Origin of the sequence: Cobetia sp. UIB-001, assembly GCF_044789135.1 — a bacterium.
In the GTDB taxonomy this organism is placed as follows: domain Bacteria; phylum Pseudomonadota; class Gammaproteobacteria; order Pseudomonadales; family Halomonadaceae; genus Cobetia; species Cobetia amphilecti.
On record NZ_CP058244.1, the window covers coordinates 2,089,761 to 2,102,543 of the forward strand.

The window sequence follows — 12,783 nt, forward strand, 5'->3', positions numbered from 1 at the left end:
ATCTTTCTTTATTTCTGGACCTCTCATGATGACCGCAGACGCCCCATCTTCCCGACCGTCGGCTGCGCCTGACGCGACCTGGTCAAGCGACCAGCAGTGGTTGAGCCTGAGTGCCGATGGCATCCAGCTGCAGCTGGATCTCGCCGATGGCCTGCTCAAGCTGGCCCATTTCGGGCGCATTGCGCCCATCAATCCGGCTCAGCACCGCCTGATGAGCGCTGCCGCCACGCCCCAGGCGAGCCTGGATCAACTGCCGCCCAATACCCTGTTCAATGATGCCGGACTCGGCTTTGCCGGCTATCCCGCGCTGATCGGTGACCGCGAAGGCCGCGACTGGCTGACGGCGATGCGTCTGAGCGATGTGGCGTGCTCGACGGATGCCACCGGCGCCCACGCTCGCCTGACGCTTCGCGACAGTCTGAGTGAGCTGGAAGTGCTGCTGGCGCTGACCGTCACTCGCGAGGGCGTACTGCGTCAGCAGACGACCCTGAGCAATCAGTCTTCAGCGCCCTACCGGCTCGAATGGCTGGCGGCCGCCTGCCTGCCGCTGCCGGTCCGCTTCGAGGAGTGCCTGAGCTTCGGCGGCCGCTGGGTACAGGAATTCACCGAGACGCGTCATCGTCTCAGCGAAGGCACCTTCACGCTCGAGAACCGTCGCGGGCGCAGCTCGCATCAACGCGTGCCGACGCTTATCACCGGCACGCCAGGCTTCAGTGAGCAGCGTGGCGAAGTCATCACCGCGCATCTGGCGTGGAGTGGCAACCATCGCGCCCTGATCGAGCGTCAATTCGATGGCAGCACCCAATTGCAGATGGGCGCCCTGCTGCTGCCCGGTGAGCAGATGCTGGCCGCCGGCGACAGTGTGACCACCCCGGAAGTGGTGATGGCCTGGTCGGATACGGGCATCAATGGCGCCAGCCAGCGCATGCATCGCACCCTGCGCGCGCGCCTTGACTGGCCGGTGACTGACAAGCCGCGTCCGGTGCATGTCAACACCTGGGAAGCGCTCTACTTCGATCACGATGCGACGCGTCTCGAGGAGTTGGTCGTTGCCGCCGGTGAGGTGGGTGCCGAACGTTTCGTGCTCGATGATGGCTGGTTCGTCGGTCGGGATGGCGAACGCGCTGCCCTGGGCGACTGGTATCTGGATACCGGCAAGTACCCGCAGGGACTGGGGCCGCTGATCGAGTCCGTACAGGCGCATGGCATGGAATTCGGCCTGTGGGTCGAGCCTGAGATGGTCAATCCCGACAGTGAGCTCTTCCGCACCCATCCGGACTGGATTCTTGGGCTGGAGGGGCGTGAGCAGCCGCTGGGACGCTATCAATGCGTGCTGGACCTGACTCGCCGCGAGGTCTGTGACTACCTGTTTGCGCGCCTCGATGCGCTGCTCAGTGAGTACCCGATCAAGTATCTGAAATGGGACATGAATCGCGACCTGACCCACGCGGGCGGCCAGTCGGAGGAAGGTCGCGGCAAGCCTGCCGCGCATGCTCAGGTCAGCGCGCTCTACTCGCTGCTGGCCCGCCTGCGAAAGGCGCATCCCGGCGTCGAGATCGAGAGCTGCGCCTCGGGTGGCGCGCGCACCGATCACGGCATTCTGCGGCACACCCATCGCGTCTGGACGTCTGACTGCAATGACCCCCACGAGCGCACGCATATCCAGCGCGGGGCCAGTCGCGTGCTGCCGCCGGAGCTTCTGGGCGCACATATCGGGCCGCAACACGCCCACACCACCTCGCGGCGCACGACGCTCGCCTTCCGCGCCTCCACGGCACTGTTCGGTCATCTGGGGCTGGAGCTGGATGTCAGCCAGCTCGATCAGGCGGAGCGCAGTGAGCTGCGCGGCTGGATAGCGCGTTACAAGGCGCTGCGTGGTCTGCTGCACAACGGTGTCAGCTGGCGTCTGGATTGCCTGGATGACAATCAGCATGCCCACGGCGTGGTCAGTCAGGATGGCCAGCATGCCCTTTTCAGCATCAGCCAGCTGGCCATGCCACGTCACGCCGTGCCCGCCGCCCAGCCGCTGACCGGCCTGCAAGCCGACACGGCCTACCGGCTCGAGCTGCTGGAACTGCCGGAGCACCCGGAGCGACGCATGAAGCAGCTGCCCGCCTGGATCAGCCGACAACAGGCCGGCGAGCCGGTCGTCGTCTCCGGTGAGTACCTGATGCGTGAAGGCCTTGCCCTGCCGGTGCTGGACCCCGACCAGGCGATCCTGATTCACCTTCAGGCGGTTCCGGCATGACCCCTGCCGCGCAGGCCGTGATGGTGTGCGCTGCGCTCGCTCCCCATTTTCAGCTTCAAGGATGACCCCAATGCAGCTCGGTGTCTGTTACTACCCGGAACACTGGCCACGTGATCGCTGGCCGCAGGATGCTCGCGACATGATGGAAGCCGGCATTCGTGTCGTGCGTATCGGCGAATTCGCCTGGAGTCGCCTGGAACCCAGCGCGGGTGACCTGCGCTTCGAGTGGCTGGATGAGGCCGTCGAGGTTCTGGCGGCGGCTGGTCTCAAGATCGTGATGGGCACGCCCACGGCGACACCGCCCAAGTGGCTGGTGGATGCCCACCCGGAAATTCTGGCCGTCGATGAGAATGGCGACACGCGCGGCTATGGCTCGCGCCGTCATTACTGCTTCTCTTCGCCGGCGTTTCGTACCTTGAGCGAGCGCATCGTGCGCCTGATGGGCGAGCGCTACGCGCACCATCCCGCGATCATCGCCTGGCAGACCGACAACGAGTACGGCTGTCATGACACCATCCTCAGCTACTCAGCGGCCGCCCGCGCCCGCTTCCCAGAATGGCTCGAGGCGCGTTATGGCTCGGTCGAGGCCCTCAATGAGGCCTGGGGCACGGTGTTCTGGAGCATGGAGGTCAGCGAGTTTTCCCAGGTCGAGGCACCCGTCGGCACCGTGACCGAACCGCATCCGGCCATCGTGCTCGATTATCGACGCTTCTGCTCCGACATGGTGGTCGAATACAACCGCCTGCAGGTGGATACCCTGCGTGCCGCGGGTGTCAGCGGCGATATCGTGCACAACTTCATGGGCCTGTTCACCGAATTCGATCACTTCGATGTCGCCCGGGACCTGGATATCGCCAGCTGGGACAGCTACCCGCTGGGCTTTCTGGAACGCGGTGCCCACGACGATGCCACCAAGGCCCAGTATCGTCAGCAAGGTCATCCGGACTTTGCCGGCTTTCATCACGACCTCTACCGCGCCATGTGCAAGGGCCGCTGGTGGGTGATGGAGCAGCAGCCGGGCCCGGTCAACTGGGCGATCAGCAACGCCGCGCCCTTGCCCGGCATGGTGCGACTGTGGAGCCACGAAGCCTTCGCGCATGGCGCCGAAGTCGTCTCCTACTTCCGCTGGCGCCAGGCCCCCTTCGCGCAGGAGCAGATGCACGCAGGCCTGCTGCGCCCGGATGGCTCACCCGCCTCGGCCTGGCCGGAGCTTTTGCAGCTGCGCGATGAGCTGGCGACACTCGCGGAACATGACACGACGACTGCCCAGCAGGCGCCCGTCGCCCTGATGTTCGATTACGCCTCCATCTGGGCCTGTCAGATCCAGCCCCACGCCGAGAACTTCAACCCGCTCGAGCTGTACCTGAGCTGGTACAGCGCGCTGCGGCGACTCGGGCTTGATGTCGATATCGTCTCACCGCGTGACGCGCTCAGTGGCTATTCGTTGATCGTGCTGCCCTGTCAGGTGATCGCTGATGAGGCACTGGCGGCGCGTCTGAGCGCGGCGCGCGATTCAGGCAGTCGCGTGGTGATCGGCGCACGCTCCGGCTCGCGTACGCCGGAGTTTCAGATCCCCACGCAGCTGGCGCCCGGTGCACTCAGCGAGCTGACGGGCGTCACGGTCGATCGAGTCGATGGCCTGCGGCCAGGCGCCGAGCCTGCCATCACGCTGACCAACGGCGCACGCGGTCACGCCCTGCGTTGGCGCGACCTGCTCGATCATCAGCGCACCAGTGCACAGGTGGTAACGCGCTTCGAGGATGGCGAACCCGCCATCCTGCAACATCGTGGCGTCAGCTATCTGACCGCCTGGTTGAGTGAAGACAGCCTGGTGGCGATGCTGCAGGCGGAGTGCCAGGCCTGCGGCATCACCACCCATGCCCTGCCCGACGGCGTGCGCCTGCGGCGGCGCGGGCCGCTCGGCTTCGCCTTCAACTATGCCCCCGAGCCGCGCTGGCTGCCGGAAGGCCTCGTCAATGACAGCGGGCTGCTGGCCGGTAGCCGGGTGCTGGCACCCGCTGATGTCTGTATCTGGTTCAGTGACGAAAAGCGCCCCTGAGTGAGGCGGCTCCTGCCCACTCATTCAACGCGAAAATCGACTTTGCTTGAAAGCAGGACATCTCTCGGACTTCGCGACCGGCAGACTGTTCGATCACTTGTCGCGGCGCTTTGGGCGCCGCTTTTTTGGACAGCTATTCTGGGCATCCATGTCACCTGCCCTGGCTTCATGAGTGACTACAATACGTGCTGACACAACTCCCCTGCTTACTGGATGACTGAGGTTGCCACATCATCGAAATTGAGCAGACAGAAGATAACGGTATATTTTTTTATTTAATGCGACCTCTCTATTCGCTGCGCAAGGCCAGAGGGAGTTCGCCCTTGAGTGCTCGCTGACCTCACTGCGCTGCCACTTAAGGCGCATTGTTCTCATGTCAGACAATCTCTAGTGTGCTGGATGTCTCTGTATATAAGCCAATAAATAGCAAAAACAACAGGCCACGCACCTGTAGACAGGACAACCGTCGTCAATGGCAGACGACCCACGATTACGATAACGCCAACTACGAGATACCCCTCATGAGTATTCTTGCCATTCTGATATCGCTCGGGCTGCTGATGTTCCTGGCCTACCGCGGTATCACCGTTCTCTTGCTCGCCCCTCTGATGGCCGCCCTCGCCGTCGTCCTGTCAGGAGATGCAGCCGCCCTGCTGCCCAGCTACACCGTGACCTTCATGAGTCAGCTGGGCGGCTATCTGGCCAAGTTCTTCCCGCTGTTCATTCTCGGCGCCCTGTTCGGTCAACTGATGGCCGATTCCGGGGCCGCGCATGCCATCTCCGAAGGCCTGGTCAAACGCTTGGGCACACGCCATGTGATCCTGACCGTGGTCCTGGCCTGTGCACTGCTCACCTATGGGGGCGTCTCGCTGTTCGTGGTCGCCTTCGCCGTCTATCCGATTGGTGCCCAGCTCTTCCAGCGCACCGGCACGCCCAAGCGCCTGCTGCCCGCGTCCATCGCCCTCGGCTCCTTCACCTTCACCATGACGGCACTCCCCGGCACGCCGGCCATCCAGAACGCCATCCCGATCCCCTACTTCCAGACCAACAGCTTTGCAGCGCCAGGCCTGGGCATCATCGCGGGCCTGATCATGCTGGGGCTGGGTACCTGGTGGCTGAAGGGACGTGCCAGCAAGGCTCAGGCACAGGGGGAAGGCTACGGGGTCCATAAGGAGGAAGCGCTTGAGGAATCCCCGGCACCCGCTGCACAGATGGGCATGATCACGGCGCTGATTCCGCTGGTGATGGTCATCGGCCTGAATGCCCTGCTGACCTATCTCGTCTTCCCGCGCATCGATTTTTCCTACCTGAGCGAGGCCTTCCCGGAGCTTGACCCGGCGGGTGCCACCGGCATGTGGTCGATCCTGATCGCGCTGGCCTTCGCCTCCACCTGGCTGGTCATCTCACGCTGGAAGCAGTGGGCCGACCTGAAGACCACCGTCAACAATGGTTGCTTCGGCGCCATGCTGCCGGTCTTCAATACCGCCTCAGAGGTGGGATATGGCGCGGTGATCGCCAGCCTGGCCGGTTTCGCGATGGTCAAGGAGGCGGTGCTCGGACTGTATCCGGCCAACCCGCTGATCTCGGAAGCGGTGGCGGTCAATGTGCTGGCCGGCATCACCGGCTCGTCATCCGGCGGCATGAGCATCGCGCTGTCGACTCTGGGCGCGACCTATCGCGAGATGGCCGTCAATGCCGGCATCGACCTGGAACTGATGCACCGCGTGGCGGCGCTAGCGGCGGGCAGCATGGACACCTTGCCGCACTCCGGCGCGGTCATCACCCTGCTGGCGATCTGCAAGCTGACTCACCGTCAATCCTACGGCCAGATGTTCATGATGACGGTCGCCTTCCCGATGCTGGCCCTGATTGCCGTCGTGACCCTGGGCAGCCTGGTCGGCAGCTTCTGAGCCCTGAAGCTCCACAACTGTGGGCAGTTTCTGGCCATGAGTGGAACAAAATTACGCCAGGCCTATGACAAGAAGGCCAATGACAAGAAGGCCACCCATTCGGGTGGCCTTCTTGTTGAGAAATCACGCTGGCCAGCAACGCACTGACACCTCAATAGACGTGGTGAGCCCGCTTCGGGTCCAGCGTCTCATGGCGTGCCCGCGTCTTGATCCACAGCGTCAGGTCATCGCGGTCGGTGCCGGGATTCTCGGCGACCCACTCGACGATACGCGAGGCAATGAATTCGGCATGAAACTCATCGTCGAACTGCAGCAGCATGAGGTCCTCGCCCGCCTGGGAGATGCGCAACAATACCTCGCTTGCCGGCAATACATAGAGATTCAACTCATGCAGATATTGCGTCGTGAAGGTCACGCGCCGAAAACGCTCGGGAACATTGCGCCCACTGTTGCTGATATCGTTAATGAAAGCCATGGCTCTCTCCTACAGTAAGGCGCTAATACATTTTGCTCATTTTTGAGCTGACCTTCTTATCATAGCGCAGAAGATATGCTGCGGGCCGGTTTATAAGAACATTTTGTTGGAATCTGCAAGTGACTCTCATTGACGCAATATCAGCTGCGTTGTTGGCGCAGGGCATCACTTTGCAAGGTTAGCTGAACTCGCGTCAGCCAGCCCGCCAGCAGCGCCTGCTTATGCCGACTCATGGTGCGATGTTGCTCGATCACTTCGCATAATCGGTCACCAGCCTCCCGCATTCTGGTAGGACTCTCTCCTCGGGCACAGCGCTGATAGTCATCCGCCAGCGCATGGATCAATTCGCGCAAGGCGTGCAGTACCGGGCGTGGCACATCGTTGCCCAATTCCCGCCGCACGAAGCCTATGCCGCGTCCGATATCCATCCCTGTCAGCCCCAACGTCAGAAGCGGCATGCCGAGCACTTGCTGCTGCGCCTCATCGGGCAGACCGCTTGCATTCTCGCCACTGCGGCGCGCTTCCTGTTCACGACTGCGAGTCTGTTCATGCCGGGCCAGGCGCAGCAGCCTGTCGCCCATGCGCCCGCCGAACCAGCTGTCCAGGCGCTCGGTGGAGCGTTTCGCCAGCTCACGAATGTCACTCGCCGTAGCGCGAATCAGCTGGCGCTTGTCCCAGCCGGCCCCCGGCACGGGAATCAGGCGGAAACCGATGATGGTCACGATCAGACCGATCCCGGCCGCCAGACTCCGATTGAGGGTGTAGGCGACATCGAAGGTCATGCCGTTGTCCGGCATCACCAGCAGAATGTTGAACACCACGAAAGGCAAGGCGATCCCCGCCAGCGCCGGCACGACGGAGCCGATCAAGCCGAGGAACAGGGGAATACTGAAGATGATCACGAAGGGCACGAAGTGCTGGGCGTGACTGAGCATGACATTGCCGAACAGCAATACGCTCGGCACCGCCAGCAGCAAGCCCTTGAGCACCATCGGAATGATCGGTGCCGGATCCCCGCGACTGACGAAGATGCCCGAGAACAGCGTGCCCAGCAGCATGGCCACCGCCCCGTTGTCCCACGCCGTCGCAAGCCAGAAGATCGCCGTGGCACTGAAGATGGCCATCGCACGCAGCGCATCGATGGCGGCGCGTCCGTGATCGCGGTGCCAGCTCATGCTTGGCTGACGCAGCTGATGACGGCCAGGATGATTGATGACCTCGCGTGCCTGCAAAATGACCAGCGCATGCCCCAGCACCTCGCGCAGACTGAACAGCAGCCGGGCTTCCAGTGCGGTGATGCTTCGCTGACCGCGAGACAGGCGCAGACATTCTCCGCGCAGCTCCTTGAGCGTCTTGCGCGCCTGGGCCGTGCCCTGATTGTCGGCCATGCTCTGAAAGGCAGCCCCCAGACGTTGCATCAGGTCCTGCGTCGGCTGACTGAAGCGTTCGGCTTCCTGTCTCTGGGTCTGGGTCTGGTTCTGCTCACCCGTCGGTGCTATCGCCTCACCGTCATCACTCTGTGATGGCACAAAGAACTCGGGATGACGCAGCTGGTGCAGGGCCTTGAGGGTCGCGTAGAGACGCATGCTACGCCGCGTCAGCAGGTGTACGCCGCGAATGCGCCCCTTGCCCTGGGGGCCTTCATAACGCGCCGAGTGGGCGTCGATCTCGAGATTGTTGAGCGCATCCAGCCCGGTCATCATCTGCTCGAGCATCGCCATGCGTTCACGTTGCTGACCTTTTAACTGGGCTTGTGAATGGCCGTCAGTATCTCGGTTCACGGCCCTGTCCGCCTCGAGCGGCATCGAGAAGGCCAGCGCCATATAACGGAAGGTGGCATTCACCGCCGTGTCCGAAAGCTTGCCGAGATGATCATGCACGCGAATCGGCCAGACCAGCGCACTCACGACGACAGCACACAGCGCGCCGAGACTCAGCTCGCTGAGACGTGCCAGCGCCACCGAGAAGAAGTCATCCGGCGCCGAGGACGTCAGCACCACGATGATCATGCAGGCCACCGCCGCCATCACACAGCCATAGGACAGATTGTTGTGCGTCAGCGAGGCGCCATAGATGCATAGCCCGATCCACAGCGTGACCGAGCCCAGCGCCAGTTCCGGCACCTGGGCAAAGCAGCCCATGATCACCACGGCCACACAGGTACCGACGAAGGTACCCGTGACCTGACAGATGCCCTTCTCGACCACCATGCCCGACATCGGACGTGTCTGCAGAAACGCCGCCGAGATCAGCGCCCAATAGGGTCGATCGAGATCGAAGAAGAAGGCGGCGTAGAGGGCCAGCGCCATCGCCAGCACACCCTTGGTGGCGAACTTGAGCGCGAACGGCGAAGGCCTGAGGAAGGCGGCCAGAGCGGGAGACATGGATCAGAGCTTCCCGTCTTCGTCTTGGACGGCCTGAGCTGTCTCGACCGGTTCCGCCTTGGCCTGCGTCGCCTCATCATTGCCGTCTTCCGCCGTGATCAGCCTGACACTCGCCGTCATTCCGGCGGCAAGATTGACACCTGAGGCACGTACCGCCTCGATATCATCGAATTCCACCCGCACCGGAATGCGCTGCGCCAGACGCACCCAACTGAAGGTGGCGCTGACCTGGGGCAGTTGCTGGGCATTGGTCGCGGTATTGTCATCGGCGATGCCCTGGCCGATCCCCACGACCCGCCCCTTGAAGTCTTCATTGCCACTCATCAGCGTGATCTGGACAGGATCGCCCGGACGCACATGCTGCAGCTTGGTTTCCTGGAAATAGGCACTCAGGTAGAAGGAGTCATCCTTGATCAGTGCCATCACCGCCGTGCCTGCCGTGACGTAATTGCCCTGACTGAGGTGCATGTTGAGGATACTGCCGTCGGCAGGTGCCACCACACGCGTACGATCGAGATCCAGCTGCGCGGATTGCACCGCGGCTTCGGCCTGTTGCACATCAGCGCGGGCAACCTCGGCCTCCAGACGCGCACTGTCGCGCTCTTCCTCGCTGATGGCACGATTGGTCAAGCGACCACGACGATTGGATTCATGCTCCTTCAGGCTCAGGGTCGCCTTGGCACTGGCGAGACTGGCCTCGGCCTTGGCCAGCGCCGCCTCATAGCGCGCACGATCGACCTGAAGGATGACGTCCCCTTCCTTGACCCGCGTGGTATCCGCCACGTTCAGCTCACGCACCCAGCCGGAGACATCCGGGCTCAGCGTGATCACCTCGGCGCGCACCCGGGCATCGCGTGTCCAGGGGCTGTACATGTAGGTATTCCACAGCCACACCGCGCACCAGGCTGCAGCCGCCACCAGACATAGAGTGATGATCCATTTGACGGCTTTCTGTCGCAGGTTGCGCATGCGGTTTCCTTGGGGGATAGAGGGGCTGGAGGAAATGGGTGCCACGAAAGGGTTCGCGGGGAAGTCGAGATGACGAAGGGCGAGACGCTGGGGCAATGACGTACGTCACGTCACGAGGGCAACCACCGCCGCCAGACAGATGACAAACAGCGAGATATCGAACCAAGCCTCGAACCAGAGCTCGTGATTGGCCAGCAGACGATGCAGCAGCGTGCGTATGAGACCCGCCGCCAGCAAGGCGACAAGCGCATAGACCAGCATCGGGCTGATCAGGAATTCCCCGACCACCATTTCATGCAGCGCATTGAAGCCAGATGCAACATCATTGCCTGCGGCGATTTCCTTCATCGAGATGTCCTTGACTTGCGTTGTGCGAGAGCTGGCTTATGTATGCGATAGCTGATGAATAGCGACTGCCATGCGTGCAATCAGCGTTCAACGATGGTGGCTGCCTGGCGTGCATTCAAGACCCGCAGGTGAACTGTTCCACTGCGCGAATCTTCAGGGCAGCATCATCGCTGAGAATATATGCAGGCTAACATTTTTCGCCGGCGTGCACCGTTGCGTGAAAAGAATCACCCCATTCCTTGCATAGCGCGCGACCAGAATCCGCGCTCCATTTGGCTGCGCGCTAACCAGCACAACCGGAATGGTCACCAGACATTCAGGTGGTAGCAGCGGCCAAGCTGGCCTGAGACGCAAAACGGCTTACCCAGAAGGCAAGCCGTTTGTTTTGCACAGTGAAGACATCAAGTGATGATCGTGAGGGTCGACTACACCGCGTAGCCGAGCACGCGTGGCAGCCACAAGGCCAGCTCAGGGAACAGCATCACCACCGCCAACGCCGCCAGCATCGCCACCACGAAGACCATCGCCCACCCGACCGTCTTCTCGAGTCGAACCCCGGCCACACTGCTGGTCACCATCAGGTTGACCGCCACTGGCGGGGTGAACTGCCCGATCGCGATGTTCATCGCCAGCAGGATACCGAACCACACTGGATGCCAGCCGAAGTGTTGCATTACCGGAATCAGCACCGGCATCAGGATCAGGTAGATGGAGACCGCATCCAGCAGCATCCCGGCGATCAGCACCGCCACCATCACCAGAATCAGCAGCGTCGTTCCGCTATCCGACAGCGTGATCAGCCATTCGGCGAGATGCCGGAAGGTACCCAGCATGGTGCCCGCCCAGGCGAATATGCCCGCCAGCGCGATGATCAGCATCACCACACCAGAGATGACGGCCGCCTCCCTGAGCAGCTCCCACACCTGAGAGAGCTTGAGCTCACGGGTGATGAAGAGCCCGACACACAGCCCATAGGCGGCCGCGACCACCGCCGCTTCCGTAGGTGTGAAGAGGCCTGAGCGCAGTCCACCGAGGATGATCACCGGTGCCAGCAGGGCCGGGATCGCCGATCTGAACGCCGGGCCCAGCGCGATACGCTCGACCTGAGTCGGGTCTTCCCAGCGATAGCGACGCGAGAGGAACCAGGCCGGCAGCAGCAAGGCCACGCCGACCAGCAACCCCGGAATCAGGCCCGCGGCAAATAGCGCGCGTAGATCCACCCCCGGTACCACGATGGAGTAAAGAATCAGCGCGATGGACGGCGGGATCAGGATCGCCGTGGAGGCCGAGGCCGCAATCAGCGTCGCCGAGAACGCCTTGGGATAGCCCGCCCGTGTCATGCTGGGGATCATCACCATCGCCACCGCAGCGGCATCCGCCGGGCCGGAACCACTCATGCCGCCCATGATCAGACACACCAGCACCGCCACCAGCGCGAGGCCGCCATGCCGTGGGCCGATCAGCGCCTGGGCAAAGCGCACCAGCCGCGCCGCCACTCCGGCACGCTCGAACACCAGGCCAGTCAGGATGAACAGCGGAATGGCGATCAGCGGATACTTGGCGATACTGTTGTAGGTGTTGGTGCCGAGGGTGGCCAGCATGCTGACCGGCAGCCCCGCCACGATACCCACCGCACCCGAGAGCCCCAGCGCGAAGGCCACCGGCACGCCGAGTATCAACAGCGCGGCAAAGCTTGCGAGCAACCAGAGATCAGGACTCATGATCAGACTCCTTGTGCTCCGGAGACGCATCCTGCCCGGGTCCCTGCCCAGGCCCTTGCACAAGACGCTCGACACACTGCTGCAGCTGACGCCAGGCCATAGCCAGCGCCAATATCGGCAGCCAGATCACGTACCACCAGTTGGGCAGGCCCAGTCCCGGTGACAGCGAGTCCCACTGATACTCCTCCAGCGCGAAGGTGCCCCCGAACCACACCACCAGCCCCAGCACGACCAGCACCGCCAGGGTCTGCACTATCACGACCAGTCGCCAGAGCGGCAACGGCAGCACGTCTTCCAGCAATGCGATACGAATATGTGCCTGACGGCGAATCGCCACCGAGGCGCCCGCCAGCGTCAACAACACCAGCAGGAAGACCGAGAATTCCTCGGTAAAGGCAAAGGAAGCATCGGTGGCATAGCGCACCACCACATTGGCCAGACTGATGATACCGATCAGCCCCAGCGCCAACGCCGCCAGCCAGGATTCTGGCCGCACGCGTGGCGGTGGCCTGTCTGTGTGAGCAGGCGCTCCGTTGGCGCCGGTTTGAGATGAAGCTTGTTGAGAGGTTTTTTGAGAGGTTTGTTGCGACTTTTGCGTCATGACACGCGATCCACACGAACGCCGAGGCTGTCAGGCCCCGGCATGGTTCTTCACTCAATAACGCGCAC

The 12,783-nt window shown here is 62.7% G+C and carries 9 protein-coding genes; 3 read left to right on the top strand and 6 right to left on the bottom strand.

Features of this window, described 5'->3' with window-relative positions:
- Window positions 1–25 precede the first annotated feature (25 nt).
- From HA399_RS08755 to HA399_RS08765, 3 genes are all read left to right on the top strand, one after another.
- Window positions 26–2,248 (top strand): alpha-galactosidase, encoded by a 2,223-nt coding sequence (locus tag HA399_RS08755; RefSeq protein WP_404324689.1) that lies wholly within the window; start codon window positions 26–28, stop codon window positions 2,246–2,248.
- A gap of 70 nt (window positions 2,249–2,318) precedes the next feature.
- Complete coding sequence (locus tag HA399_RS08760; RefSeq protein WP_404324690.1) at window positions 2,319–4,307, top strand: beta-galactosidase; 1,989 nt, start codon at window positions 2,319–2,321, stop codon at window positions 4,305–4,307.
- A gap of 521 nt (window positions 4,308–4,828) precedes the next feature.
- On the top strand, window positions 4,829–6,217 hold the full coding sequence (locus tag HA399_RS08765) for a GntP family permease (protein WP_404324691.1): 1,389 nt from the start codon (window positions 4,829–4,831) through the stop codon (window positions 6,215–6,217).
- Window positions 6,218–6,368: 151 nt separating this feature from the next.
- On the opposite strand, the gene HA399_RS08770 is transcribed toward HA399_RS08765, so the two are convergent.
- From HA399_RS08770 to HA399_RS08795, 6 genes are all read right to left on the bottom strand, one after another.
- Window positions 6,369–6,692, bottom strand: a complete 324-nt coding sequence (locus HA399_RS08770) for a hypothetical protein (RefSeq protein WP_404324692.1) — start codon at window positions 6,690–6,692, stop codon at window positions 6,369–6,371.
- A 140-nt stretch (window positions 6,693–6,832) separates the two neighbouring features.
- Entirely contained in the window at window positions 6,833–9,076 is a 2,244-nt protein-coding gene (locus HA399_RS08775) for an FUSC family protein (protein WP_404324693.1), read from the bottom strand.
- A 3-nt stretch (window positions 9,077–9,079) separates the two neighbouring features.
- Window positions 9,080–10,045 (bottom strand): efflux RND transporter periplasmic adaptor subunit, encoded by a 966-nt coding sequence (locus HA399_RS08780; protein ID WP_404324694.1) that lies wholly within the window; start codon window positions 10,043–10,045, stop codon window positions 9,080–9,082.
- Between the two features lie 105 nt (window positions 10,046–10,150).
- A complete protein-coding gene (locus HA399_RS08785) occupies window positions 10,151–10,393 on the bottom strand; it encodes a DUF1656 domain-containing protein (RefSeq protein ID WP_284726061.1) in 243 nt (80 codons plus the stop codon).
- 425 nt (window positions 10,394–10,818) lie between these two features.
- A complete protein-coding gene (locus HA399_RS08790) occupies window positions 10,819–12,114 on the bottom strand; it encodes a TRAP transporter large permease (RefSeq protein ID WP_131432069.1) in 1,296 nt (431 codons plus the stop codon).
- On the bottom strand, window positions 12,104–12,610 hold the full coding sequence (locus HA399_RS08795; RefSeq protein ID WP_404324695.1) for a TRAP transporter small permease: 507 nt from the start codon (window positions 12,608–12,610) through the stop codon (window positions 12,104–12,106). Before HA399_RS08795 ends, HA399_RS08790 begins: the two co-directional genes overlap by 11 nt.
- Window positions 12,611–12,783: the final 173 nt, after the last annotated feature.